This window comes from Agrobacterium bohemicum, assembly GCF_001562555.1.
Taxonomy (GTDB): domain Bacteria; phylum Pseudomonadota; class Alphaproteobacteria; order Rhizobiales; family Rhizobiaceae; genus Agrobacterium; species Agrobacterium bohemicum.
The window spans coordinates 206892-232151 of record NZ_KQ961029.1 but is presented as its reverse complement, the minus strand read 5'-3'; the positions used below and the strand labels follow the sequence as shown (position 1 = coordinate 232151).

22 protein-coding genes and 1 other RNA gene are annotated in these 25260 nt (G+C 56.1%); 11 read left to right on the top strand and 12 right to left on the bottom strand.

Annotation, left to right across the window (positions count from 1 at the left end; genetic code table 11):
* Positions 1 to 48 precede the first annotated feature (48 nt).
* The 5 genes from ATO67_RS13300 to polA all read right to left on the bottom strand — a co-directional run bounded on the left by ATO67_RS13300 (position 49) and on the right by polA (position 7524).
* Positions 49 to 1398 (bottom strand): sigma-54-dependent transcriptional regulator, encoded by a 1350-nt coding sequence (locus ATO67_RS13300; RefSeq protein ID WP_067649682.1) that lies wholly within the window; start codon positions 1396 to 1398, stop codon positions 49 to 51.
* Entirely contained in the window at positions 1395 to 3218 is a 1824-nt protein-coding gene (locus ATO67_RS13295; protein ID WP_067649679.1) for a sensor histidine kinase, read from the bottom strand. Before ATO67_RS13295 ends, ATO67_RS13300 begins: the two co-directional genes overlap by 4 nt.
* 139 nt (positions 3219 to 3357) lie before the next feature.
* The gene (gene rpmF, locus ATO67_RS13290) at positions 3358 to 3543 is read right to left on the bottom strand and encodes a 50S ribosomal protein L32 (protein WP_003507205.1); all 186 of its coding nucleotides are present in this window, start codon (positions 3541 to 3543) and stop codon (positions 3358 to 3360) included.
* A 195-nt stretch (positions 3544 to 3738) separates the two neighbouring features.
* Positions 3739 to 4461 (bottom strand): DUF1868 domain-containing protein, encoded by a 723-nt coding sequence (locus tag ATO67_RS13285; protein ID WP_067649676.1) that lies wholly within the window; start codon positions 4459 to 4461, stop codon positions 3739 to 3741.
* Between the two features lie 72 nt (positions 4462 to 4533).
* The gene (gene polA / locus ATO67_RS13280; RefSeq protein WP_067649887.1) at positions 4534 to 7524 is read right to left on the bottom strand and encodes a DNA polymerase I; all 2991 of its coding nucleotides are present in this window, start codon (positions 7522 to 7524) and stop codon (positions 4534 to 4536) included.
* 418 nt (positions 7525 to 7942) lie between these two features.
* Between polA and ATO67_RS13275 the strand changes: the two genes are divergently transcribed.
* Positions 7943 to 8377 (top strand): MarR family winged helix-turn-helix transcriptional regulator, encoded by a 435-nt coding sequence (locus ATO67_RS13275; protein WP_067649673.1) that lies wholly within the window; start codon positions 7943 to 7945, stop codon positions 8375 to 8377.
* A gap of 68 nt (positions 8378 to 8445) precedes the next feature.
* A complete protein-coding gene (locus ATO67_RS13270; RefSeq protein WP_067649670.1) occupies positions 8446 to 9837 on the top strand; it encodes a M20/M25/M40 family metallo-hydrolase in 1392 nt (463 codons plus the stop codon).
* Between the two features lie 465 nt (positions 9838 to 10302).
* Here the strand turns inward: ATO67_RS13270 and ATO67_RS13265 are convergent, their stop codons facing one another.
* The gene (locus tag ATO67_RS13265; protein ID WP_045230211.1) at positions 10303 to 10512 is read right to left on the bottom strand and encodes a cold-shock protein; all 210 of its coding nucleotides are present in this window, start codon (positions 10510 to 10512) and stop codon (positions 10303 to 10305) included.
* Positions 10513 to 11029: 517 nt separating this feature from the next.
* On the opposite strand from ATO67_RS13265, the gene ATO67_RS13260 reads away from it, so the two are divergent.
* Both ATO67_RS13260 and ATO67_RS13255 read left to right on the top strand, forming a co-directional pair.
* A complete protein-coding gene (locus ATO67_RS13260) occupies positions 11030 to 11488 on the top strand; it encodes a YbaK/EbsC family protein (protein ID WP_067649667.1) in 459 nt (152 codons plus the stop codon).
* 125 nt (positions 11489 to 11613) lie between these two features.
* On the top strand, positions 11614 to 13926 hold the full coding sequence (locus ATO67_RS13255; protein ID WP_067649664.1) for a transglycosylase domain-containing protein: 2313 nt from the start codon (positions 11614 to 11616) through the stop codon (positions 13924 to 13926).
* 56 nt (positions 13927 to 13982) lie between these two features.
* Here ATO67_RS13255 and ATO67_RS13250 read toward each other — a convergent pair whose 3' ends face one another.
* Positions 13983 to 14570, bottom strand: coding sequence for a c-type cytochrome (locus ATO67_RS13250; RefSeq protein ID WP_067649661.1), 588 nt, complete (start codon positions 14568 to 14570; stop codon positions 13983 to 13985).
* A 149-nt stretch (positions 14571 to 14719) separates the two neighbouring features.
* Here ATO67_RS13250 and ATO67_RS13245 point away from each other — a divergent pair, with 149 nt between their 5' ends.
* On the top strand, positions 14720 to 15475 hold the full coding sequence (locus ATO67_RS13245) for a 3-deoxy-manno-octulosonate cytidylyltransferase (RefSeq protein ID WP_067649656.1): 756 nt from the start codon (positions 14720 to 14722) through the stop codon (positions 15473 to 15475).
* An 11-nt stretch (positions 15476 to 15486) separates the two neighbouring features.
* Complete coding sequence (locus ATO67_RS13240; RefSeq protein ID WP_425352209.1) at positions 15487 to 16344, top strand: prephenate dehydratase; 858 nt, start codon at positions 15487 to 15489, stop codon at positions 16342 to 16344.
* 15 nt (positions 16345 to 16359) lie between these two features.
* Here ATO67_RS13240 and nudC read toward each other — a convergent pair whose 3' ends face one another.
* Complete coding sequence (gene nudC, locus ATO67_RS13235) at positions 16360 to 17331, bottom strand: NAD(+) diphosphatase (protein ID WP_067649654.1); 972 nt, start codon at positions 17329 to 17331, stop codon at positions 16360 to 16362.
* Entirely contained in the window at positions 17331 to 17735 is a 405-nt protein-coding gene (locus ATO67_RS13230) for an HIT domain-containing protein (protein WP_067649881.1), read from the bottom strand. The genes nudC and ATO67_RS13230 overlap by 1 nt, the downstream gene beginning before the upstream one ends.
* Before the next feature lie 89 nt (positions 17736 to 17824).
* Between ATO67_RS13230 and ffs the strand changes: the two genes are divergently transcribed.
* From ffs to ATO67_RS13215, 3 genes are all read left to right on the top strand, one after another.
* Positions 17825 to 17921, top strand: an RNA gene (gene ffs / locus ATO67_RS13225) — signal recognition particle sRNA small type.
* Positions 17922 to 18022: 101 nt separating this feature from the next.
* Complete coding sequence (locus ATO67_RS13220) at positions 18023 to 19870, top strand: DNA polymerase III subunit gamma/tau (RefSeq protein ID WP_245303974.1); 1848 nt, start codon at positions 18023 to 18025, stop codon at positions 19868 to 19870.
* A gap of 20 nt (positions 19871 to 19890) precedes the next feature.
* A complete protein-coding gene (locus ATO67_RS13215; protein ID WP_067649648.1) occupies positions 19891 to 20214 on the top strand; it encodes a YbaB/EbfC family nucleoid-associated protein in 324 nt (107 codons plus the stop codon).
* Here ATO67_RS13215 and ATO67_RS13210 read toward each other — a convergent pair.
* A complete protein-coding gene (locus tag ATO67_RS13210) occupies positions 20211 to 20825 on the bottom strand; it encodes an MOSC domain-containing protein (RefSeq protein WP_067649645.1) in 615 nt (204 codons plus the stop codon). The two genes, ATO67_RS13215 and ATO67_RS13210, sit on opposite strands and share 4 nt — an antisense overlap.
* 57 nt (positions 20826 to 20882) lie before the next feature.
* Here ATO67_RS13210 and recR point away from each other — a divergent pair, with 57 nt between their 5' ends.
* Together recR and ATO67_RS13200 are read left to right on the top strand one after the other, a co-directional pair.
* Entirely contained in the window at positions 20883 to 21488 is a 606-nt protein-coding gene (recR, locus tag ATO67_RS13205) for a recombination mediator RecR (protein WP_067649642.1), read from the top strand.
* 14 nt (positions 21489 to 21502) lie between these two features.
* Complete coding sequence (locus ATO67_RS13200) at positions 21503 to 22768, top strand: lytic murein transglycosylase (protein WP_067649639.1); 1266 nt, start codon at positions 21503 to 21505, stop codon at positions 22766 to 22768.
* A 12-nt stretch (positions 22769 to 22780) separates the two neighbouring features.
* On the opposite strand, the gene ubiB is transcribed toward ATO67_RS13200, so the two are convergent.
* Entirely contained in the window at positions 22781 to 24355 is a 1575-nt protein-coding gene (ubiB, locus tag ATO67_RS13195) for a 2-polyprenylphenol 6-hydroxylase (protein ID WP_067649636.1), read from the bottom strand.
* A 37-nt stretch (positions 24356 to 24392) separates the two neighbouring features.
* Entirely contained in the window at positions 24393 to 25169 is a 777-nt protein-coding gene (gene ubiE / locus ATO67_RS13190; RefSeq protein WP_067649635.1) for a bifunctional demethylmenaquinone methyltransferase/2-methoxy-6-polyprenyl-1,4-benzoquinol methylase UbiE, read from the bottom strand.
* Between the last annotated feature and the right edge of the window lie 91 nt (positions 25170 to 25260).

Here is a 25260-nt window from a genome sequence, read left to right as displayed (position 1 = left end):
TTGTGCAATGCACTTGTAAATCAAAGGTATATTTCGTCTGAATATAGTTTAGGGTTCATCCCCAAACTCTTGTTTCGTCAGTGCGTGTTTTTGCATTTTTTCATAGAGTGTTTTGCGCGATATTCCGAGTGTCTCGTAGACGGCTTTGAGATTGCCTTTGTTGAGGGCAATCGCTCTTGTCAAAACAGACTTCTCGAATTCTGCGACCTTGGCGGAAAGGCTTGTAGCGTTATCTGACGTTGTCCGCGGCCCATCAGAGGCGCTGCCATCTAACCCCAGCACCAGCCGATCTGCAGCATTTCTCAGTTCCCGAACATTGCCCGGCCATTCCCGCATGGCAAGCGTTGATACGATATTGGAGGGTACATCGAGATCATCCCGGCCATAACGCGCGGCCGCCTCGCGCACCAACTGGAGGAACAGAAGCGGGATATCGGATCGGCGCTGCGCCAGCGAAGGCACATGAACGGTCGCGACATTGAGCCGGTATAGCAAATCCTGCCGAAAACGGCCCGCCACCGCCTCTTGTGCCAAATCAGCCTTGCTGGTCGCGATAAAGCGGACATCGAGCTCCACGGTCTCGTTGGAGCCAAGACGAGTGATCGTACGCTCTTGCAGCACCCGCAACAGCTTGCCTTGCATGTCTGATGGCATGGAGCCGATTTCATCCAGCAGCACCGTGCCGCCACGGGCATGTTCGAACTTGCCGTAACGCGGGCGCAGCGCGCCGGGAAAAGCCCCCGCCTCATGGCCAAACAGCTCGCTTTCGATAAGGTGCTGCGGCAACGCGGCGCAATTGATAGCGACGAAGGGTTTGTCTGCACGGGCGCTGACATCGTGGAGCGCGCGCGCCACCACTTCCTTGCCCGCACCGGTATCGCCGATGATCAGCGTATCGGCGTCGGCCGCACCAATCGCGCGGATGCGATAGCGCAGATCGACCATGACCTGCGTGCGCCCCGGCAGTCGCGTTTCCAGATCATCGCGTTTTCCAGCAACTGCACGAAGACGGCGGTTTTCCAGAACGAGTGAGCGCCGGTCTATCGCGCGTTTGATGATGCCAGCAAGATATTGAACGCTGAACGGTTTTTCGATGAAATCATAGGCGCCGTTGCGCATGGCGCTAACGGCAAGCTGCACATCTCCATGACCGGTGACCAGAATGACAGGGATTTCCGCATCCAGTTCCCGGACCTTTTGCAGCAGGGTCATTCCGTCCATGCCAGGCATTCTGATATCGCTGACGATGATGCCATCGAAACTGTAGCCAATGAGTTCGAACACATGGTCGGCATTATCGACGGTGACGACGTCTAGACCAGCAAGCTCCAGCGCCTGTGCGGTGGAAAGCCGCAAGTCCTCTTCGTCATCGATCAGCAAAACACGCGAGACATTCATTCGGCAGCAATCTCCATCGGTACGTCGGCGTCCAACTCAATATCGAAACGCGCCCCACCCTCGGGCAGATTGGTGACGCTCAGACGCCCGCCGAAATCCTTGACGATGTTGTAGGAAATGGAAAGCCCAAGGCCCAACCCCTTGCCGACGCCTTTGGTGGAAAAGAACGGATCGAAGATACGCTCCATGATGGCGGGTGGAACGCCGGGACCGTGGTCGCGAATGGAGAGGATAACTTTTTCGCCCACCTGGCGCGCTGTAAGACCAATCTGTCGATCGCCCAGCCCCTCCACAGCATCGGCTGCATTTGAGATGATGTTGACCAAGACTTGCTGGAGCCTGACAGGGCCTGCTTTGACCTGAAGCGGCACGGGTCCCAAATCCACCGTCAATCGCGCGTCTGCTGCCTTCAGTCGCGCGTTGACGATCTCAAGCGTATCGCTGACCACGGCATCCAGCGGGACAGGCCCGAGCTTTTCATTAGGTTTGCGCGCAAAATTGCGCAGATGCTTGCCAATGGCTGCCATACGGTCGATCAGCACCGAGATACGTTTCAGATTATCCGAGGCTTCGCCCACCCGTCCGCGCTCTATCAGTAAAGATGCGCTCTCGGCGTATGTCTTGGCAGCAGCCAGTGGCTGGTTGAACTCGTGGGAAAGGGCGGCCGACATCTGGCCGAGCGCTGCCAGCTTGCCAGCCTGGATCAAATCCTTCTGCGTCTTGCGCAACCGTTTTTCGGTCTGCCTGCGCTCGGCAATCTCATGCTTGATGTCTACATTGACGCGTGCAAGATCGGCGGTGCGTTCCTCCACGCGTCTTTCAAGTTCGGCCCGCGCTTCCGCCTGGTGGACCAATCTGTCCTGGAGGCTCTTGCGCCGCTGTAACATGGCGGCAACCAGCGCGCCGGCGAGGCAGAGGCAAAGAACGATCGCGATCATCGTTGTTTTGACCTGCGTGCGCACCGAGCTGGTGTCCATCAATACATTCACCGTCCAACCAGCATCGGGCATCGGCTGGGAGAGGAAAAGATATTCCTTCTCCTGCTCGCCCTCGCGAATCGTCATCATGTCATGCGCACCAAAAGTGCCGCGTGTCAGGCCCAGCGGCTTCAGATCCGCGTCGGAATACCGTCGTGAGCTTTCCGTCTTGGCAATGCGTTCGGGGGTGAGTGGCTGGATGGCGGCGTAAAGCCATTCCGGCGTTCCCGTCATGAAGATGATGCCTTCGGGATCATTGACGAAAATCCGGTTCTCGCCATTGCCGAAGGATGCCTCGATGCCTTCGATGTCGACCTTGAAGACGATGACGCCCTTGATCTCTTCGTTGAAGAAGATGGGTGAGGCAAAATAATAGCCGCGTTTGTGCGAAGTGGTGCCCAGCGCAAAGAATTTCGATTGCTGGCCCTTGGCGGCATCCTGAAAATATGGGCGGTAGCTGAAATTCTGGCCGACGAAGCTCGCCGGTCCATCATAATTGCTGGCAGCAATGGTCTCGCCATCCAGCGTCATAATGTAGATATCGGATGATTTCAGCAGATCGTTGATGGATTTCAGGTAGATATTGGCGCGCAGTCGCAACGCCTGATCCTGCGGGTGAACAACCAGCTCCTCAATATCGTCATGATCTGCCATCAGCGCGGGCAGCGGCTCATAGCGACTGAGATGTCCGCCCAGTGCAGAGACTGCCAGCCGCAACGTAGTGCCACCTTGCGCCGCTACCTCATCGAAGTAGCTTTCGGCAACGAGATCGCTGCCCTTGGTCAAGGCAACGCCGCCAAGGCCCAAGCAAAAAAGCACGATACCGATCCAGCGATATGTCACCGCTCTTCCCCTCCGCATTCCCAGGTGCAAGTCTAAGTGGAGGCGCTGGAATTTCCAAGCACGATCGAAGTGCACTTGGATAAAACAAAAAAGCCGACCCAAAGGTCGGCTTATTCGTCAATCAAAGACTGCGCAGAAATTATGCGCTTTCTTTCGGTGTCAGAACCTGACGACCACGGTACATGCCTGTCTTCAGGTCGATGTGGTGTGGACGGCGAAGTTCGCCGGAGTTCTTGTCTTCAACGTAAGTTGCAGACTTCAGGCCATCGGCCGAACGACGCATGCCGCGCTTGGACGGGCTTGTTTTTCTCTTTGGTACTGCCATTTTGTGTAACTCCACTGAAGCGGCGAAACACGGGAACCAGCCAGGACCCAGGCCGAATGTCACATGTTTCTATATCTGAATTTTGGCGCGCTTATACATGCCTCACTGGGCTTTGACCAGCCCCGGTGCACATTTTTTCGAGAATGGCCGAATCACAATCAATGTTTCCGCGCCAAAGCATTTCCACATTGACTATCAGACAGGATCGAAAACGATCAATTCCTCAAAATGCTTCATATCGCTGAATTCACAGAATGCTGGTGCTCGCATTTCCAGAACCGGAACAGCAGACTGCAGTTCTTCAAGGCATTCGTCCAGCATTCTTTGCCACGGGGGCAGGCAGTCGGGTTCGAACCAGCGCATGACGTAGGCGAAGGTGATGTGAAACTCGTAGGTATCGTGGTCAGGGTGCCGATAACCGAAGGCATCGGCAAATGCATTGCGCCATGCGGCCACGATGCGGTCGTCCTCGGGCGTCACGCCTTTCAGCGTGAGGCCGAGAGGGCCGACATGGGTCACCTGCATGAAAAAGGGCGGAAGCTTTGGAAAGCTCTCAAGTTTTTTTTGATAAAATTCTGTCATCTGGGCGATTGAGGAATCACCGGGCATGTTCTTCGGCCAATAAGGCCAATCGCGGCGATATTCGATGACGCCCTGAAAGACTGTCATGTGCAGACTGGAAATCGGTGTGAAGGCCAGATGGCTGTGCGCCTCTGGCATTCCTATGATTTTCTCGCGCGCCTTGATGATCGCACTTTGCGTGCGCGACCCCTCTGCCAGATGGCAGACCACAGTATTGCCCGGCTCATGCAGGAACTCGCCGTTCGAATCGTAACGGGTTCCTAAGTGGCGTGGTGGTGCCTCTCTTTTGTCTGTGGAAAACGCAGTCAGCTCAGGTGAAACGACAGGCGCGTGCATATGTTGAAGGCTCCCTAAAACGAGGTAGCCTCACTTACTACTGGCAAACGACACTTCCATGACAAGGACGCGTCAGTGCGCCTCGTCCCAGTTGGCGGCTGCGCGCGCATCCACTTTCAAGGGCACTTTCATGTCGATGGCAGGCATGGCCGCATTTTCCATGATGGACACGACAACCGGCAAGGTCTTGTCGATCTCGGCCTCTTCCACTTCAAAAATAAGTTCGTCATGCACCTGCAGAAGCATACGCGCAGAAAGCCGAGCCTCGCCCAATGCCGGTTCTATACGGATCATGGCACGACGGATGATATCGGCGGCAGAGCCCTGAATAGGCGCATTGATCGCAGCGCGTTCGTTGAAGGCGCGCACCGATGGATTGGACGACTTTATTTCAGGGTAATTGATGCGGCGACCGAAGATGGTTTCGACGTAGCCATTGTCTCGGGCATATGTCTTGGTGTTCTCCATATAGTCGCGAATGCCGGGGAAGCGCTCGAAATATTTTTTGATGTATTCACCCGCTTCCGAGCGCCCTATGCTGAGTTGATTGGCGAGGCCGAAAGCGGAAATGCCGTAAATGATGCCGAAGTTGATAGCCTTGGCGCGGCGGCGCACTTCGGATGGCATGCCCTCTACGGGGACGCCAAACATTTCGGACGCCGTCATTGCGTGAATGTCGATGCCCTCAGCAAAGGCGTTTCTGAGTTGCGGAATGTCAGCCACATGCGCCAGCACCCGAAGTTCGATCTGGCTGTAATCTGCGGATAGAAGCTTGTTACCCGGCGTCGAAATGAACGCCGTGCGTATCTTGCGGCCCTCTGCCGTTCGCACCGGAATATTCTGCAGATTCGGCTCCGACGACGACAAGCGGCCCGTGGTGGTGGATGCCAGCGAATAGGATGTGTGCACCCGCTTCGTTTCCGGATGAACGTAACCGGGCAGGGCATCGGTATAGGTGGATTTCAGCTTGGTCAGTTGGCGCCAGTCCACGATCTTGCGTGGCAGTGGGGCGCCCTCTGCCGCTAGATCCTCCAGCACTTGAGCAGAGGTCGACCATTGGCCGGTCTTGGTTTTGGAGCCACCGGGTAATCCCATTTTGCCGAATAGGATATCACCAAGTTGCTTGGGCGAGCCGACATTGAATTTCTCGCCTGCAAGTTCGTAAATCTCGTCTTCGAAAGCGGCGGCTTTCTGCGCCAACTCACCGGAAAGGCGGGATAGAATTTGCCTGTCGACGGTGATGCCGCGTTCTTCCATGCGCGCAAGCACCGGCAAAAGCGGGCGCTCCAGTCGCTCATAGACGGATGTCAGTTTGTCGGCTACTAGGCGAGGCTTCAACACCATCCACAGGCGCAGGGTTACATCGGCGTCTTCTGCGGCGTAGGCTGTGGCCTTGTCAATATCGACGAAATCGAACGTCACGCCGGATTTGCCGGAACCCGCCACGTCTTTGTAGGCAATTGGCGTATGGCCAAGCCAACGCTCGGATAGAGCGTCCATGCCGTGCAGACCTTTACCCGCTTCCAGCACGTAGGACAGCAGCATCGTGTCGTCATAGCTTTGAATGGTGATGCCGAGGCGCTTGACCAGCAGATAGTCGTATTTCAGGTTCTGTGCGACCTTGAGAACGGCAGGGTCTTCCAGCAATGCTTTCAACCGTTCAAGCGCGTCGTTGAACGGTATCTGGTCTGGTGCCAGTTTGATCCCGTCGCTGAAGAGATCACCACCGGAACCTGTTTTATGACTGAGCGGCACATAGGCTGCGCGGATACTGGCACCGCTGGCATCCCTGCTATTGTCGGCAACGGCCAGTGAGAAGCCAACGAGTTCCGCTTGCATGGGGTCGAGCGATGTCGTTTCCGTGTCGAAACCGACAACACCGCTTTCGCGGGCCATCGCAATCCACCGGTCCAGTTCATCAAGGCTGCGGATGGTCTGGTAAGATGTGACGTCGATCTTGGCCGCTGAGAAAATGGCCTCACGAGATGATGCCAGTGCAGACGGCGTACTGCCTTCGAGCTTGGAGGCAACGGCAGACGCATTGCCAACCGCGCTTTCATCGAGCGGCATTGTCTGTTCCGTTGCTGGCGCATTTGTAGCATCCAGATCGGGGCCATGGGCGAGCGCACCGCGCTCCACTGGCACATGAGCCGCATCGATAACGGCAGCATCCGCACCTGTTGCCTCCGCGACACGTCGGGTCAGCGTCGTGAATTCCATGGCTTTCAGGAAGGCAATCAGCTTCGGCCCGTCCTGCGGCTCCAGCGTCAGCGCATCGAGTGCCATTTCCAGCGGGACATCCGTACGCAGCGACACGAGTTGGCGTGAGAGACGCGCTAGTTCCGCATTGGCGATTATGTTTTCGCGGCGTTTCTGCTGCTTGATCTCTCCTGCGCGCGCTAAAAGCGTATCGAGATCGCCGTATTCCTCCAGCAACTGCGCCGCGGTCTTGGGGCCGATGCCAGGAATGCCTGGAATATTATCGGTCGAATCCCCTGTCATCGCTTGCAGATCGATCATCTTCTCAGGTGCAACACCCCATTTTTCGATGACATCAGGCACGCCGATCTGCTTGTCCTTCATCGCGTCATACATATGAACGTTGGCACTGACGAGCTGCATCAGATCCTTGTCGGATGAGATGATCGTCACATCCGCGCCGATCGCCTCCGCCTGCCGGGCATAGGTCGCAATGATATCGTCCGCTTCGAACCCTTCCGTCTCGATGCAGGGCAGATTGAACGCGCGTGTGGCGTGGCGGATCAAGCCGAATTGCGGCACCAGATCTTCCGGCGGGGCTGACCTGTTGGCCTTGTAGAGATCATAAAGCTCGTTGCGGAATGTTTTGGATGAATAATCGAAAATCACCGCAAAATGCGTCGGCGTGACACCCACATCGGTGTTGCGCGCATCCTTCAAAAGCTTCCACAGCATGTTGCAAAAACCGGATACGGCATTGACCGGCAATCCATCCGATTTGCGGTTGAGCGCAGGAATGGCATGGAACGCCCGGAAGATGAACCCGGAGCCGTCTACGAGGAAGAGATGATCGCCTTTTTTCATGGGAAGCATGGATAGCGCGGGCCATGGTTGGCGTCCACATAAAGTTGCTGGCCGAATGCAGCAACGCACCGTTTCTCAGGCGCCAATCGGCGCGTTTCACTCTCACCAGAACGTTACTAATTTGTAATCCTGGCTTCCCTTGAAAAGCCGCATTTGCAGCCTCATTTCGTAAGGGACGGCGACTGATCACGCCGTAGTCTGATAGCTGGCTCGTCCCCCGCCGCGTCAGACCGGACAAAGGCCTATCCCCCCTCTCCGGGCCTTTGTCCTTCAACATAACCGCCATGGCTGTCCCTCCCGGCCATGGCGGTTTTTTTATGCGCGTGCCCTGATCACACGTTTCACGAAAGCCTGCGGCCCTACATAGCTTGGTATATAAACGCGGCTGATATGATCGCCGCTTAGTGGCAGGGATGAGATGCGTTTTTCGCGAAACGATTCGGCGACCTACCTCGCCGCCCAGCTTGCAAAAACGTTTTCAAAAGCGCTGAGCAAGCGAGCGGCGACATTCGGCTTTTCGCCTGGTCAGTTCCCCATCTTGCTAGAGCTGTGGCATGAAGACGGGCTGACACAGCGCCAGTTGCTTGATCGTGTCGATGTAGAGCAGGCGACGCTCGCCAACACTTTGGCGAGGATGGAGCGCGATAGCCTTATTCAGCGAAAGCCTCATCCCAAAGACCGCCGTGCCCAGATCATCGAATTGACGGAAACGGGTCGTGAGCTTGAAATGCAGGCTATTTCTGCATCCAAGGCGACGGATGATGCCATGCTTGCTACCCTCTTGAAGTTCGAGCGGCAATTGCTGCTCGAATATATGAGCCGCACGATAGAGGCATCCAGAACCGAAACGTAAATTTCCGGCTCGAAACCGCGCGGCCTTTGCTCTATCCTGTTTTGATCTTTGCATGACAGGATCGCGTAATGACAGATATTTCCCCCGTACTTTCGGCGGTTGACGACAACATCAATTCCAGCCTCGAGCGACTTTTCGAACTGGTCCGTGTCAAATCCATTTCGACGGACCCGGCCTATAAGGCAGAATGCGGCAAGGCGGCCGACTGGTTGGTCCGGGATTTGACGAGCCTCGGTTTCAATGCCTCGATCCGTGATACCCCCGGTCACCCAATGGTCGTTGCCCACCATGATGGCGTAACACCGGATGCGCCGCATGTGCTGTTTTACGGTCACTACGATGTGCAGCCCGTCGATCCCATTGCGCTTTGGGACAACGATCCGTTCGACCCCGCGATCGAGGATATCGGTGAAGGCAGACAGGTCATTACCGGTCGCGGAACCTCTGACGACAAGGGTCAGTTGATGACCTTCGTGGAAGCATGCAGAGCCTACAAGCAGGTGCACGGTTCGCTGCCACTTCGCATCACCATTTTGTTCGAAGGCGAAGAAGAATCCGGCTCGCCATCGCTGAAACCTTTCCTTGATGCCAATGCCGGTGAATTGAAGGCCGATTACGCGCTGGTCTGCGACACTAGCATGTGGGATCGCGAGACGCCGGCTATTGCTGCCGCCTTGCGCGGTCTGGTCGGAGAAGAGATCGTCATCACTGCCGCTGACCGCGATCTTCATTCCGGCCTCTTCGGTGGTGCTGCGGCAAATCCCATCCATATTCTCACGCACATACTCGCTGGTCTTCATGACGAGACGGGCAGCGTGACGCTTCCCGGATTTTACGATGGTGTTGAGGAAACGCCTGCCAACATCAAGGCATCGTGGGATAATCTGGGGCGCACCGCTGAGTCGTTTCTGGGTGAAGTCGGCCTGTCTATTCCAGCAGGGGAAAAAGGTCGTTCTGTTCTCGAGTTGACCTGGGCGCGTCCGACGGCGGAGGTCAACGGCATCATCGGTGGCTATACCGGCGAGGGCTTCAAGACCGTGATTGCGGCCAAAGCGTCGGCCAAGGTCTCCTTCCGCTTGGTGGGGGAGCAGGACCCGGCTGCAATCCGCGAGAGCTTCCGATCCTATGTCCGCTCGAAAATCCCAGCTGATTGCACGGTGGACTTTCATGAGCATGGCGGCTCACCGGCCATCCAGCTCTCCTATGATTCGCCGGCTTTGACGAAAGCAAAGAACGCGCTTTCGGATGAATGGGCGAAGCCTGCCGTCGTGATCGGTATGGGCGGATCCATCCCGATCGTCGGTGATTTTCAAAAGATGCTGGGCATGGACTCATTGATGATCGGCTTTGGACTGACCGACGACCGCATTCACTCGCCGAATGAAAAATACGACCTGCAATCCTTCCACAAAGGCATTCGTTCCTGGGTACGGATTTTGGCAGCGCTGGGCGGTAAATAATAAAAAGCGCCGTCGGTCATTCCGGCGGCGCTTTATTTGTGAACGTTTGAAGCCCTAAAAAAGCAAAAAGGCCGGGCAAGCCCGACCTTTCCTACCGTTTTTGCTTCAGTGCCAGTACATCCGTGGTCAAAGTGCATAAAACGGTTTGGTGTCTCAGCACGGCGCCAACTAACTTCGCTGTCGCTCGCGTCTTCGGAAAACAGATTGCCTTGCTTTGGTTAATCTTTGGTTAACGCACAAGAAGCAATCGATTGGTCCATCGGACAATTACCGAAACACTCGTGAACTTAATATTGGTATGGCGCTCGGCGTTTACAAGGCGGCTTTCCCTTTTTTTATAAAACTCTAAAGGGTGATATCTGAACAGGGCATTCTTGCCGAAACAGGACAAATAAAAAAAGGCCGGAAAATCCGGCCTTTCAAAATCTTGATCAAGCTGGCGATGTGCCAGCCGACAACGCCAAATTAGGCAGCAACGATGCTGTCTGCAGACATCTTGCCAGAACGACGGTCCTGAACGAGTTCGTAGGTGATCTTCTGACCATCCTTAAGGCCGTTCAGGCCAGCGCGCTCAACAGCAGAAATGTGCACGAATACGTCCTGTGCGCCATCGTCAGGCTGAATGAAGCCGTAGCCCTTAGTCGCGTTAAACCACTTTACTGTACCAGTCGCCATAACGATGTTCCTTCCGTTGGCAAATTACGTTTGCACTGAAAATCAGCGCGGTGTTCTCGAATTTGAAGGAAAGATCGTCGTATGCGTCTCAAAAAAGACGTCGAAGCTCTGGTCGTCAAACAAATATCGATGGCGAAGAATTAATGTCGCACAGCGGATATGTCAAGTTTCTTCGACAAGGTTTGGCGAGCCTAAACCAAGCTTTTTTCTATCCGCGCGCGTCGATTTTCGCAGTGATTACCGACATATGGGTGGTCGACTGAACCAAGTCAAAAAAGCAAAAACCCGGCGCGGGAGGAGGTGCGCCGGGTTCTTGATACTGACTGACAACTGGGAGGAGGAGTGTTGCCAGTCCAACCGGGCGACGCTGGGAGGAGGAGTGCGTCGCTTCGATGATTTGAAGATACTACGATTTTCCCCAAAAAACAGTCAAAACATTGCAGTGCAGCATTGCGCAAAATGCATAACTAACAGCAGATGTATTGCTCTTTTGCGCGTTAACGCCTAAACATTGAGCATGAGTATTGAATCTGTTCGAAAATACTTCACGTCTGTTGCGCCTGACATCACCATTGTCGTGACCGAAGCGAGTTCTGCGACTGTTGCGCAGGCCGCAGAAGCCCACAATGTCGCCCCGGACCAGATTGCCAAGACCATTTGCCTGAAGGCGGGGGAGACCGTTCTTCTGCTGGTTATGGCTGGAACCAGGCGGTTGGACAATCGCAAATTCCGAGATCGGTTCGGCGCCAAACCGCGCATGCTGGGTGCAGAAGAGGTCTTTGAAGTCACCAGTCATCCTGTCGGCGGTGTCTGCCCCTTTGGTTTGCCTTCGCCATTGCCGATCTACTGTGATTTTTCGCTTAAAAATTATGCCGAGGTCGTGCCAGCGGCTGGTGCTACCAATGCTGCTGTCCGTATCAGCCCAGACTATATGGCCGCGTTGACGTGCGCCGAATGGGTTGACGTCTGCCAGTGACGGCAACGTGACAACTCGTCTCCCTTAACCCCACCTTAAATCGCCGCATTTAAGCTTCATCCGGATGCAACGACGATCACAGGGCAGGGAACAAAACCGCCAAATCATGGAGCGATGTCCCGCAGATGGCAGGTAATGGCAAGTCAGGCCAGCGCGTAGAACCTTCTTTCGGGGATTTTCACGAATCCGGCGACGACTTGCGTCTCGATGCGAGCGACCGGATCAACGGCACAAAAGGCGGCGCCAAAAAGCCCAAGCAATCCGATCCCTTCGAGCCCCAGAAGCGCGAACGTTCCAGGAAAACACCGTCGAAGCACCAGCCGCGATCCAGTGGCGGCATCACAGGCTTTATCCGCTCCTGTTTCTACTGGTGCATCGTGCTCGGTATCTGGGGCGGAATCGGCGTTGCGGGTCTTGTTCTCTATTACGGTGCGCGCATGCCGAGCGCCAGCACTTGGACCATCCCGGAGCGCCCGCCCAATCTGAAAATCGTCGCCGTAGACGGCACCGTGCTTGCCAATCGTGGCACGACAGGTGGCGAGGCGCTGGCACTAGAAGATATGTCGCCCTATCTTCCGCAGGCAGTGGTTGCCATCGAGGACCGGCGCTTCTACTCGCATTTCGGCATTGATCCGCTGGGTCTTGCCCGCGCCATAGTCACCAATATAACAAGCGGCAGGACGGTTCAGGGTGGCTCAACCCTGACGCAGCAGCTTGCGAAAAACCTGTTCCTCTCTCCCGACAGAACACTTGAGCGCAAGATACAGGAAGTGTTGCTCTCCTTTTGGCTGGAGCAAAAATATACCAAGGACCAGATCCTTGCGATGTATCTCAACCGCGTCTACTTCGGCTCGAATGCTTACGGGGTAGAGGCGGCATCGCGCCGGTACTTCAACAAGTCCGCCCGCGATGTCAATCTTGGTGAAGCAGCACTTCTGGCCGGATTGCTGAAAGCGCCGTCTCGCCTTTCGCCCGCGCGTGACCCTCAGGCAGCGGAGGAACGTGCGCAGGTCGTTCTCCAATCCATGCACGACGTCGGCTTTATCAGTGAAGATGAGATCAAGACGGCAATGTCGCAACCGCCGACAAAGGCAAAGCGCTTTTGGTCTGGTGCCGAGCATTATGCCGCCGATATGGTGCTCGAAGAAGTCCGCATGCTCGTGGGCGACGTGAAGCAGGATCTGGTTGTCGATACGACCATTGATCTTGATCTGGAAAAAGAGGCCGAAAAATCCCTCTCCGATGTTTTGAAAAGCGAGGGCAAAAAGCTCGGCGCATCGCAGGCAGCACTTGCCTCCATTGATGGAACGGGTGCTATCAGAGCCATCGTCGGCGGAGCGGATTATACGGAAAGCCAGTTCAACCGTGCGTCCAAAGCAAAACGCCAGCCTGGTTCCGCGTTCAAGCCCTTCGTCTATATTGCCGCGCTGGAAAGCGGTTTGACACCGAATTCTGTGCGCAACGATGCGCCGGTCAAAATCGGCAAGTGGACGCCGGAAAATTACGACCAGAAATATCGTGGCGAAGTCACGCTGGCAACGGCGATTGCTAATTCGCTGAACACCATCGCCGCGCAACTTGTCATGGAAGTCGGACCGGACAGGGTGACGCAGGTCGCTCACCGCATGGGCATTGAATCAGACCTTCAAGCCAATGCTTCCATTGCGCTTGGTACTTCGGAAGTATCACTTCTTGAGCTAACCGCCGCTTACGCCCCAATGATGAATGGCGGCTTCAAAGCAACTCCGCATATCGTCAAGCGAATCACTGATCCTGACGGAAAGGTGCTTTACGAGAACAAATACGACAATCCACCACGTGTTTTGAGTGAAGCCATTGCTGCAACCATGAACAGCATGCTGGTGGGCGTTATCAATGAGGGGACTGGCAAGGCAGCACGGCTGAAAGGTTGGCAAGCGGCTGGAAAGTCTGGCACCACGCAATCCTTCCGTGACGCACTTTTCGTTGGCTATACCAGTACGTTGACCACCGGCGTGTGGTTCGGAAATGACGATGGCACGTCGATGAAAAAGGTCACGGGCGGCGGTCTGCCGGCCAAGGCGTGGAAAGAGTTCATGACGGCGGCGCATGCGGGGCTCACGCCATCTCCGTTGTTTGGGCTCGGCGCCTATGGCGCACCAGAGATCGGCCAACCTATGGCGGAAGCGCCAGGGGCACCACCGAAGTCGATCGGTGACATTATCTCGAATGCCTTGGGTGGCGGGCCAGCGCCCACACCGCAGGATTATCCAGCAGCACCCGTCGGCCCTGATCAGACGGCCTCGACATCGCCTTATCCGCCGGCCGATATTCCGGCCCAGCAGTTTCCGCAACAGAATGGTGGCCCGGTTCCACCCGCTGATATCGGCGGCAATGCGCCGCAACGGCAGGGTGCGCCGAAGCAGACGACATTGTTCGATGTGTTGATGGGAAATTGACTAGAGACGATGTGCTCAGCAAAAAGCCCGGCGAACCGGGCTTTTCCAGAAGTCTATCAGTTTGTCGCCGCCGGTGCGGGGGCAGGTGCCGCCGCAGGGTCTGGCAACGGTGCCGGATTGGCCGATAGGGTGCGAAGATAGGCGATCAAATCAGCGCGCTCTGTCTCTTTCTTGATGCCGGCAAAGCCCATGGCGGTGCCTGGAACATGCTTCTTTGGTGCTTCGATGAAGTAGCTGAGGTGGTCATAATCCCACTTCTCGGTGCTGCCTTTGGAGAAGTCCTTCATGCCTGCCGAATAGCTGAAGCCCGCGTGGCTGGCGATGGGGCGGTTGACGACGTCATAAAGGTTGGGGCCGACTTTATTGGGGCCGCCGCTCTCCCCGGTGTGACAGCTCACACACTTCTTAAAAACGGTTTCGCCTTTCGCAGCATCGGCACTTGCCAGAAGTGTGGCAATAGGCGTTGCTACCGCAGCAGCTTCCCCGCTGCCGCTATCTGCCCCGCTTGTCTCTGCAACAATGGCGAAACCTTCCTTTTCGGGTGTCGGTGCATGGAAAATACCTTCCGACGCTATCGATACCGACATAAGGACGAATATCGTGCCCAAAAGGGCTCCGACCGCCATGTTTACATATGAATTCATTGATTTGCGCTCCCTCACAACCGTTCGCATCAAACGGACATCTTGAAATTGCTCAAAAGCTATGGCTTTTGCACAGCCTGCGCAACTTGAATATGTTCCCCGCACGGTGACGTATTGCCACTTTTATTGCGGGATTTGAAGGGTGTTGGATGAATAATCGGTATTTCGAAAAAGCCGTCGTGCTAATTCCGGCACGAATGGCTTCGACCCGCCTGCCAGGCAAGCCGTTAGCCGATATTGCAGGCCACCCCATGGTCGTTCAGGTTGCAATGCGGGCGCGCGAAGCGGGCGCAGAGCGTATCGTCGTCGCAGTCGATGATGATCAGGTATTCCAAGCCGTCAAAAATGCCGGTTTCGATGTGACTATGACCCGTCAGGACCACCAATCCGGCTCTGACCGTATTTATGAAGCGCTGCAGAAAGCCGATCCTTACGGCAATGCCGAATTCGTCATCAACGTTCAGGGTGACCTGCCGACCATTGAGCCGGAAACGATTCGTGCGTCGTTGCGCCCTATGGATAACGCGTCCGTAGATATTGCCACCCTGACGGTAGAGATCACCGATGAGGAAGAAAAGACCAACCCCAGTGTCGTTAAGATCGTCGGCAGCCCTATCTCCGATACGCGGTTGCGTGCGCTGTATTTCACGCGTGCGACTGCGCCTTATGGTCAAGGCCCGCTCTACCACCATATCGGGCTTTACACCTACCGCCGCGCAGCCCTTGAAAAATTCGTAACGCTGAAACCTTCACCGCTGGAACTGCGCGAAAGCCTTGAGCAGTTGCGCGCGCTGGAATCGGGAATGCGCATCGATGCGGAAATCGTCCAGTCGGTTCCACTCGGCGTCGATACACAGGCACAACTCGACAGGGCGCGTGAAATCCTTACAGGCAAACAGAATTGATGGCGATCCCCATGAGCAGCAACCGCATTGCCTTTCAAGGCGACTATGGCGCGAATTCCGACATGGCATGCCGCGACGTGTTTCCCGACATGGACCCGCTGCCATGCCCGACATTTGAAGATGCCTTCAACGCGCTTGAGAACGGCGATGCAGATCTCGCCATGATCCCGATTGAAAACACGCTGGCAGGCCGCGTCGCCGACATCCATCATCTGCTGCCCGAATCACGTCTGCACATCATTGGCGAATATTTTATGCCGATCCGCTTTCAGTTGATGGTGCTGCCAGGTGTGAGCGAAGATGAAATCAAGACCGTGCACAGCCACATCCATGCGCTGGGCCAATGCCGCAAAATCATTCGCTCTAACGGCTGGAAGCCAATCGTCGCTGGCGATACCGCGGGCGCTGCAAAACAGGTATCCGAGTTGGGGGACCGCAGCATGGCGGCTCTTGCGCCACGGCTTGCTTCACAATTGTATGGCCTTGATATCCTGGCCGAAAACGTCGAGGATTCGGAAAACAACGTGACGCGGTTCGTCGTGCTGTCGCGCGATGAAAACTGGGGGAAGCGGACAATGGCGGATGAGGTAATCGTCACCACCTTCGTCTTCAATGTCCGCAACATTCCAGCAGCCCTCTACAAGGCCATGGGTGGTTTTGCGACGAACGGCATTAACATGACGAAGCTGGAAAGCTATCAGTTGGGCGGCAAGTTCGTGGCGACGCAGTTTTATGCCGACATCGAAGGCCATCCGGAGGACGAGCCGGTGCGTCACGCTTTGGAAGAGCTGCGATTCTTTTCCGAAAAAGTCCGTATTTTCGGCGTCTATCCGGGCCATGAGATGCGCCGCAAGCTCAACAATCTCTGAGCCTGCAACGCAACCTCACTCCGCCGGTTTCTCCCATTCGATCCAGTCGCGCATCAGGCGGTGCGCGATGGCACCGCGCGGGGGTGGGGTACGGCCATCGGGCGCGCTCATTTCCAGAAGTTCCATCACTTCATCACGGGTGAACCAACGGCAATCTTCCAGCTCTGCCTCATCGCGCGTGATGTCGAAAGACAAGGCTTCCGAGAAGCAGCCAATCATCAGTGTGTGCGGCATGGGCCATGGCTGTGACGCGTGATAACGCACGCGACCCACATCGATATGGGCCTCCTCATGCGTCTCGCGTCGGACGGCGTTTTCGATCGTTTCACCGGGTTCGACGAAACCGGCAAGGCAGGAGTACATGCCTGGTGCAAAGTGCGCTCCACGACCCAGCAGACACAGGTCACGCTCGATATCGATGGTTAGCATGATGACGACAGGGTCGGTACGCGGAAAGATCGTATGGCCGCAGGCAGCGCAAATGCGTTTGTATCCACCGATGCGCAGTTCCATCGCGCCGCCGCAGCGGCCACAGAAATGATTGTCCGCATTCCATTGGATGAGACTGACAGCCTGCGCAACCTCTCCCAGCAGTTCTTCGCCAATTAGCTGATCTCGATACAGTGTCCGCGCGTCGACCGGCTTGTAATGACTGGCCAGTGTATCGGCGGCAATCCGCACGGGAACGGCAACGCGCGGTTCACCATTGTCCTTGTAACCCAGCAGAATGGCATTCTCGAAGTCGGGGTTAAGTTCAGCCAGTTCGTAGGCCGCAAACAGCGGGTCGAGAACCTGATCGTCATGTTTGAGGACGAGCTTATTGCCGGCGAAGGCCAGCAAATGTGTTCCCTCGATCTTTAAGGCATTGACGACGCACTCTTCAGTCCGTTTCTCGGCCATACGATCAATAGCGTTTTGCGCAAAGGCAGTGAGCTTGCTGGGTTCTGGGTGAGGAGAGTTGGTGTCGAAAATGCTTTTTGAATTCATTAGAGCGCGCCGCCCAGCTTTTTCATAAAATCGTGTTTGTCGTCATCCGCATAAGGGATCGGTGTACCTTGTCCCCAGATAGGTCCGGGCCAGCACTCGTCCCCTTCGTTGCGAGCGATGATATGGATATGGAGCTGGCGGACGATGTTCCCAAGAGCGCCAACGTTTATTTTCGTGGCTCCGGTCAAGTCTTTTAGCGTCGATGCCACCTGATTAGTCTCAAAGGTCAGCATTGCCTGATCGAGCGGGGTCAGATCAAACAGCTCACTCATGCCATTTCGCTGGGGAACGAGCACCAGCCATGGCCAGCGTTTGTCGTTTTGAAGGCGCAATTGGCATAGGCCCAGCTTGGTAATCAGCACGCTGTCGCGGGCCAGTCTCTCGTCAAGCCGGAATATGTCCAAGGCATCCTCCCAATTTGTTTTCGCTGTGATAGCAGTTTTTTGGCGGCTTGGCTTGCATTTGGTTTTATTATTGCCGATATGTGCCTTCGGGAGGTTGGTGGTGGACGAGCCACTCGCCAACCGGGTCAGGTCCGGAAGGAAGCAGCCCTAACGAGCCAGGCACGGGTCGCCGTGCCAGCCTCCCACCTTTTCTTTTTGAAGACGTGCTCAGGTTTCGCCGGGCCAGTTCGGCCTGACACGGGCAGCACCCAATCACTGGCGAGGCGATGAGCGAAACCGGAACCAATATGCCCCAGACCAAAGAGCAGGGTACAGGTTACCGGGTTCTGGCGCGCAAATACCGTCCGAAAGATTTTTCCGATCTGATGGTTGGCCAGGAGCCGATGGTTCGCACGCTCACCAATGCGTTCGAAAGCGGTCGTATTGCACAAGCCTATATGCTGACCGGCGTTCGCGGTGTGGGCAAGACGACAACAGCCCGTATTCTGGCGCGTGCGCTGAACTACAAGACCGACGAAATCGACAAGCCGACGATTGATCTGCGCATTCCCGGCGAACATTGCCAGGCCATCATGGAAGGCCGACATGTTGACGTAATCGAGATGGACGCGGCTTCCCACACCGGTATCGATGACATTAGAGAGATCATCGAGCAGGTCCGCTACCGCCCGGTTTCTGCGCGTTATAAAGTTTACATCATCGACGAAGTGCATATGCTCTCGACGCAGGCGTTCAACGGTCTTTTGAAGACTCTTGAAGAGCCGCCAGAGCACGTGAAGTTCATATTCGCGACGACCGAAATTCGCAAAGTCCCGATCACCGTTCTGTCCCGCTGCCAGAGGTTTGATCTGCGCCGCATCAGCGCGGCTGATCTTGTCGGCCTTTTTACGGCCATTGCTGCCAAGGAAGGCATCGAGGCCGAGGCCCAAGCGCTTGCGATGATCGCCCGCGCTGCCGAAGGCTCTGCCCGCGACGGCTTATCGTTGATGGATCAGGCGATTGCCCATGGCGGTGGACGTGTGGAGGCCGACGCCGTGCGTGGTATGCTGGGTCTCGCCGACCGCGCGCGCATCGTTGACCTCTTCCAGCATGTGGTGAAGGGTGATGTCGCATCGGTTCTGGAAGAGTTTACGGCTCAGTACGAAGCCGGCGCAAATCCGGTGGTGGTCTTGAATGACCTGGCTGATTTCACACATCTCGTGACGCGCATGAAATATGTGCCGGATGCCGCAGACGACCCATCGCTCTCCGAGATTGAGCGCGTCCGTGGCGCAGAATTTGCCGACACCATCGCAGTCTCCAGCCTGTCTCGCATATGGCAGATGCTTCTGAAGGGCATCCCGGAAACGGAGAACGCTTCGCGCCCAGCTGGTGCTGCTGAAATGGTGCTGATCCGCCTGTCGCACGCCGCCAATCTGCCCGCGCCGGAAGATGCGGCCCGTCGCCTGCTGGAGCTCTCCAATGGCGATAGCGGTGCAACAAATGGAGCGCCGTCAGGCAGTGTCGGCAATGGCGGCGGTTCGCGCGCCTACTCATCGACGCAAGCTGTGGCGACTGCTCAATCCTCCCCGCAACGCCAGTCCGCGCCACAGCCAACTGCGATGCTGCGCGCCGTGCCTGACAGCCGACCGCAGGAAATGCAGGTTGCAGCACCACAACCAGAGGAGCGACCAGAGCCGAAGATTCCAGTCAATTCCTTGAGTGACATCGTTGATCTCTGCACTCAATATCGGGACCCAATTCTCAAAGCAAAGGTCCGTAATTTCGTCCATGTCGTGCGGTTGGAGCCAGGGCGGCTCGACCTGCGACTCGGCGAAGGGGCACCCGGCTCACTTCCCGGTGAGATCGGCGTCAAGCTGAAGGAATGGACAGGCATTCACTGGCTGGTCAGCCTCAGCAAAGAGCAAGGCCAGGCGACACTTGTGGAAGCCGAAGTCAATGCCCGCGATGCGCGCCTTGTCGACGCCCGGCAGGACCCCGATGTTGCCGCCATTCTGGCGCAGTTTCCAGGCGCAAAGATTACCGACGTCCGTATCCGCACACCTGTGCCTGATGATGTCGAAGACATCGCGCCACCATCCGTCGCAGAATCCAGTGAAGGCGACATCCTTCCCGGCGACGACATAGAGTTTTAAAAAAAGACAGGAGTTTCGACATGCGTGACATCATGGGCATGATGGGCAAGGTCAAGGAAATGCAGGCCAAGATGGAGAAGATGCAGGAAGAGATTTCTGCACTTGAAGTCGAAGGCACCTCCGGTGGCGGTCTCGTCACAGTCAAAATGAGTGGCAAGGGTTCGCTGCTTGGGGTGAAAATCGACCCGTCGCTTCTCAAGGAAGACGAAATCGAAATCCTCGAAGACCTGCTGGTCGCGGCTCACAATGATGCAAAGCAGCGCGCCGAAGCCATAACCGCTGAAAAGACGCGTGACTTGACAGCTGGTTTGCCAATTCCGCCCGGCATGAAGCTGCCTTTCTAGTAGGATTCAAGCTCGCGTCTTAACTTGTAATGGATCGGGGCGGCGAGGAATCGCTGCCTCGTTTCTTCGCTCAGCCGTTTTCCGAATGTCGCCATCGTTTCAGGAACTGAGACCTTGCTGCCTTCGAATGGATCGTAAGATACGGTGTCGCTGGCGGTCACGGCACCTCCCGAAATGACCCGACAATAAATTCCCGGGCGCGCTGCCTTTGTGTAGCGTCTCGCAAAAGTCGGGTCTTGCATGCGCGCTGTGAAGGTTGCGCAGGGAATGCGGGCGGATGTGACCTCCAGGACGACCTCGCCGATGGTTAAGCGGTCGCCGATGTAGACGTCTCGATTGTCCAAATCCGAAATCACCAGATTTTCGCCGAATGTACCGGGAGCGATAGGTTTTCCAAGCATCTCACCCCACCAGTCGAGGGTTTCCAGACCTTCGATGTAGATAGCCTGATCGACGCCGCCATGGTGCTTGCGATTGCAGATTGCATCGCCCACGATGCCCTCTCCATCAATCAGGACGGACCCCGTGACCGGCACTTTGAAAATTCCGGTCTTGTAGCTCTTGCCCGGCAGTTTTTCGGCTTGTCCCATACAGACGGCATGAAGTTTCATGGCACGTAACTCCTCCAAACGATTCCGTTTGCACTTCATATGGGCTAAAAGCAGCGGATGGCAAAACGAGTCACCGGCCCCGAAATCGAAAAACTCATTCAACTCTTGGCGAAAGTTCCGGGACTAGGTCCCCGTTCCGCGCGACGCGCGGCGCTGCATCTCATAAAAAAGAAAGAGCAACTGCTTGGACCGCTTGGTCATGCCATGGGTGAGGCCTATGACAAGGTCAAGGTCTGCTCGCGTTGCGGCAATGTCGATACGATGGACCCCTGCACAGTCTGTACCGATGATCGACGTGACCAAACGGTCATCATCGTCGTGGAAGATGTGTCCGATCTCTGGGCACTGGAACGGTCTGGTGCGATGAATACCGCGTACCATGTGCTGGGCGGGACGCTGTCACCGCTCGATGGTGTTGGACCGGAAGATTTGAACATCAAGGGTTTGATAGAGCGCGTGAGCGTTGGCGGTATCAAGGAGATTATCGTCGCGGTGAATGCAACGGTCGAAGGGCAAGCGACGGCGCACTATATAACGGACCGCCTTCAGGGTCTCGGTGTCAAGATCACCCGTCTAGCGCACGGCGTTCCAGTCGGGGGTGAACTTGACTATCTGGACGAAGGTACTTTGACAGCGGCACTTCGCGCCCGCACGGTCATTTAAGAAGAGGAAGACGCATGCGCCCACGTTTCATCGGCCCGGCTCTAGCCGCGATCATCTGCGCATTTTCCGCAGGAACAGCATCCTCTCAAACAGTTCCAACGGGTGCCGCCGCCGCAAAATATGATGCCGAGTTCAATGCATGGCTGAAAAAGGAAATCTGGCCGGAGGCGCGCAAAGCGGGCATTTCCCAGAAAACGATTGATGCGACACTATCAGGCCTTTCCATCAACTGGAAACTGCCCGACCTCATTATTCCCGGCCAGAAGCCACCCAGCGAACAGGCGCAAAGCCAGGCGGAATTTTCCTCGCCCGGCGCCTATTTTTCCGAGCAGCGTTTGCAGGGGCTGGCAGCATCAGGGCGCTCGCTCGCAGCGACCCATGCCGCAACGTTAAAGCGCATCGAGGCAAAATATGGCGTTCCCGGCAATATATTAATCGCCGTCTGGGGTCGTGAATCCGGCTTCGGGCGGGCAAAGCTGCCCAATGCCGTGATTGACGTGCTGGCCACGAAAGCCTATACATCCACCCGCAAGGAGATGTTCCGCGTCGAGCTGATCGATGCCCTGAAGATCGTGGAGCGCGGCGATATTCCAGCGTCGAAAATGATGGGCTCATGGGCAGGCGCACTCGGTCAGCCGCAATTCATGCCCTCAAGCTATCTGAAATATGCCGTGGATTTCGATGGGGATGGCCGTCGCGATATCTGGAACTCCGTGCCGGATACGCTGGCATCCATCGCCAACTATCTTTCCACGCGCGGCTGGCAACGCAATCGTGACTGGGGCTTTGAAGTTTCCATACCAGACGATGTATCGTGTGCACAGGAAGGGCCCGATCTCGCACGCCCCGTGGCCGAATGGGCCAAGTTGGGTATTACTCGCATCTCTGGAAAAGCATTCCCCGCCAATGACTTGAGCGCGGATGGCATGATGCTGGTGCCTGCCGGACGCAATGGACCTGAGTTCGTTGTTACGCCCAATTTCTACGTCATCAAGGAATATAATAACTCCGACCTGTACGCACTCTTCATTGGCAATCTGGCAGATCGCATCGCTTATGGTGCGGGGCCGTTTCAGGGCAAATGGGGCGATGTCGGCTCCATGCTGCGATCTGACGTGCTTGCCATGCAAAAGGCACTCGTCGCCAAAGGCTATGACGTCGGCAAAGCCGACGGGTTGGCAGGCTTCAAGACGCGCCGTTCATTGGGTGACTGGCAAGCAAAAAACGGAATACGGCCAACATGCTTTCCTGAAGCATCTTTGAAAACCAAGTTGCGATGAATCGTTGTCGTCTCAACTGATCCTGATGGCGATAAAAATCAGGGTCAGTGCAATGACCCAAAGCGCTACTCGCGCCCAACGAGTATGGCGGGCTTCCGACTTGCCTATTGCCTCGGCCGTCCGCTCATCGAAGCGCAGGCCGTGTTCGCTCATATAAACCAGATCGGCATGCAGCTTTTCTGTCTTGGCAGCGATCTCAGGTGCGGCCTCTGCGAGTTTGACCGCGGCCTTCAAGCCATCCTTCAGGTCGGTGACGATGCGTTTAGGGCCTAGATTGTCACGAATCCAGTTGCTGACAACGGGGTCTGCCGCCTTCCACATGTTGAAGCGCGGATTGAGAATGCGCGACACGCCCTCGACCACGACCATTGTCTTTTGCAGCATCACCAGTTCCGGGCGCGTTTCCATGTCGAACAACTCGGTCACTTCGAACAGAAGGGTGAGGAGTTTACCCATGGAGATGGTTTCGGCGGGTTGGCCGTGAATTGGCTCGCCGATGGCGCGGATGGCCTGGGCGAAGCTTGCAATATCATGATGGCCGGGAACATATCCCGCTTCAAAATGCACCTCCGCCACACGCATGTAATCGCGGGTGATGAAGCCATAGAGAATTTCTGCAAGAAACCTGCGTTCTTTTTTGCCGAGCCGCCCGGCAATGCCCATGTCCACGGCAACAATCATGCCTTGCGGGTCAACGAACAGATTGCCGGGGTGCATGTCGGCGTGGAAGAAGCCATCGCGCAACGTATGGCGCAGGAAAGACTGAATAAGTGTATCGGCGAGAGCATTGAGGTCGTGACCGGCAGCTTTCAGCGCCGCGACATCCGACATCTTGATGCCGTCGATCCATTCCATGGTGACGACATCGCGGCCCGTGCGTTCCCAATCTACTTCAGGCACCCGAAAGCCGGGATCATTTTGGGTGTTCTCGGCAATCTCGGATAAGGCAGCCGCTTCCAGCCGAAGATCCATTTCGATCTTGGTGGTCTGCTCCAGCGCGCGGGTAACCTCAACGGGACGTAGACGGCGGGCAGAGCGGATAAAACGTTGCTGGAGATCGGCAATAAGGTACATAGCCTCCAGATCGTTCTGGAAACGCTGCCGGACACCAGGACGAATGACCTTGACGGCGACCTTCTTTTGTCCGGTAGGGGTGCGCACAATGGCTGGGTGAACCTGTGCTATCGAGGCCGCCGCGATAGGGTTTCCGAACTCGAGGAAGAGGTCGGATATGGGACGTCCCAACGACCCCTCGATATTCGCTTTTGCCGCTGCATTCGGGAAAAACGCCATGCGGTCCTGCAAACGCGAGAGATCGTCGGCGAAGTCATTGCCCACTACGTCTGGACGCGTAGCCAGAAACTGGCCCATCTTCACATAAGAAGGCCCCAGTCTTTCCACTGCTGTCGCCAGACGGTCGCGGCGGTCGGCCCGCTTAGCTCTGTTGCGGGCGAAGGGCTTGAGAACAGCTTTCGCGAATTTCGCTGATGGCGGCAGGTCTTCTGATGGCAGAGCAAGCACGACGCCTTCCCGCACGAGAACCCAGCCGACCTTTGCAAGTCGGAAATAAGCGCCAAGAGTGCTCATGCGAATGTCTTCTTCCTGCTCTCAAACGCCATATTGATCAGAGCTTCCAACCGGAATGAAGGGCGGCGATGCCACCGGTATAATTGGTGTATGTGACGCGCGAAAAACCGGCCGCCCGGATCATCGCGGCGAAATCATCCTGATTAGGGAATTTGCGGATGGATTCCACCAGATACTGATAGGGCTCCGCATCGCCGGTGATCATCTTGCCGAACTTCGGAATGGCATTGAACGACCACGCATCATAGACCTTGTCCAAAAGCGGCATGTCCACTTCGGAGAACTCCAGCACCAATAAACGCCCGCCACGCTTCAAAACCCGGTGCGCTTCGCTCAAGGCCACATCGATGCGCGGTACGTTGCGAATTCCGAACGCGACCGTATAGGCATCGAAACTGTTTGCCTCGAACGGCAACTCTTCGGCATTAGCCTCCACAAAGGTCAGATTTTCGGACAGTTTCTTTTTTGCTGCCCGTTCTTCACCGACGGCCAGCATCGAGCCGTTGATATCGAGAACGGTGGAGTGCGCCAGCCGATTGGAGGCTTCGATAATGCGGAAGGCGATATCGCCGGTGCCGCCAGCGACATCCAACGTCTTATAGGAGGCATCCTTGCGCGGGTTCAGCGCGGAAATCATCGCATCTTTCCAGGCACGGTGCATACCCGCCGACATGACGTCGTTCATGATATCATAGCGCTTGGCGACCTTGTGGAAGACCTCGTTGACCATGCCCTGCTTCTGGCCTTCATCGACCTTATGGAAGCCATAAGAGGTTTCCATGCCGCCATCGGCAGTCGTGCGGGCTTCGGTCATGAGCGGTCTCCATCATTAATTGCGTTACGGACCATAGCGGAAAGGTGGATGCAACGCTATCTGTTGCGGTGCAAAGTGCCTGCGACATGTA

Coding starts and splice junctions, on each gene's coding strand:
- ATO67_RS13245 (WP_067649656.1), top strand. CDS start 14,720: ATGAATAATCGGTATTTCGAAAAAGCCGTCGTGCTAATTCCGGCACGA.
- rpmF (WP_003507205.1), bottom strand. CDS start 3,543: ATGGCAGTACCAAAGAGAAAAACAAGCCCGTCCAAGCGCGGCATGCGT.
- ATO67_RS13275 (WP_067649673.1), top strand. CDS start 7,943: ATGCGTTTTTCGCGAAACGATTCGGCGACCTACCTCGCCGCCCAGCTT.
- nudC (WP_067649654.1), bottom strand. CDS start 17,331: ATGAATTCAAAAAGCATTTTCGACACCAACTCTCCTCACCCAGAACCC.
- ubiE (WP_067649635.1), bottom strand. CDS start 25,169: ATGACCGAAGCCCGCACGACTGCCGATGGCGGCATGGAAACCTCTTAT.
- ATO67_RS13220 (WP_245303974.1), top strand. CDS start 18,023: ATGCCCCAGACCAAAGAGCAGGGTACAGGTTACCGGGTTCTGGCGCGC.
- ATO67_RS13260 (WP_067649667.1), top strand. CDS start 11,030: ATGAGTATTGAATCTGTTCGAAAATACTTCACGTCTGTTGCGCCTGAC.
- ubiB (WP_067649636.1), bottom strand. CDS start 24,355: ATGAGCACTCTTGGCGCTTATTTCCGACTTGCAAAGGTCGGCTGGGTT.
- ATO67_RS13210 (WP_067649645.1), bottom strand. CDS start 20,825: ATGAAACTTCATGCCGTCTGTATGGGACAAGCCGAAAAACTGCCGGGC.
- ATO67_RS13240 (WP_425352209.1), top strand. CDS start 15,487: ATGAGCAGCAACCGCATTGCCTTTCAAGGCGACTATGGCGCGAATTCC.
- ATO67_RS13215 (WP_067649648.1), top strand. CDS start 19,891: ATGCGTGACATCATGGGCATGATGGGCAAGGTCAAGGAAATGCAGGCC.
- ATO67_RS13285 (WP_067649676.1), bottom strand. CDS start 4,461: ATGCACGCGCCTGTCGTTTCACCTGAGCTGACTGCGTTTTCCACAGAC.
- ATO67_RS13255 (WP_067649664.1), top strand. CDS start 11,614: ATGGCAGGTAATGGCAAGTCAGGCCAGCGCGTAGAACCTTCTTTCGGG.
- ATO67_RS13300 (WP_067649682.1), bottom strand. CDS start 1,398: ATGAATGTCTCGCGTGTTTTGCTGATCGATGACGAAGAGGACTTGCGG.
- ATO67_RS13200 (WP_067649639.1), top strand. CDS start 21,503: ATGCGCCCACGTTTCATCGGCCCGGCTCTAGCCGCGATCATCTGCGCA.
- polA (WP_067649887.1), bottom strand. CDS start 7,524: ATGAAAAAAGGCGATCATCTCTTCCTCGTAGACGGCTCCGGGTTCATC.
- ATO67_RS13270 (WP_067649670.1), top strand. CDS start 8,446: ATGACAGATATTTCCCCCGTACTTTCGGCGGTTGACGACAACATCAAT.
- ATO67_RS13265 (WP_045230211.1), bottom strand. CDS start 10,512: ATGGCGACTGGTACAGTAAAGTGGTTTAACGCGACTAAGGGCTACGGC.
- recR (WP_067649642.1), top strand. CDS start 20,883: ATGGCAAAACGAGTCACCGGCCCCGAAATCGAAAAACTCATTCAACTC.
- ATO67_RS13250 (WP_067649661.1), bottom strand. CDS start 14,570: ATGAATTCATATGTAAACATGGCGGTCGGAGCCCTTTTGGGCACGATA.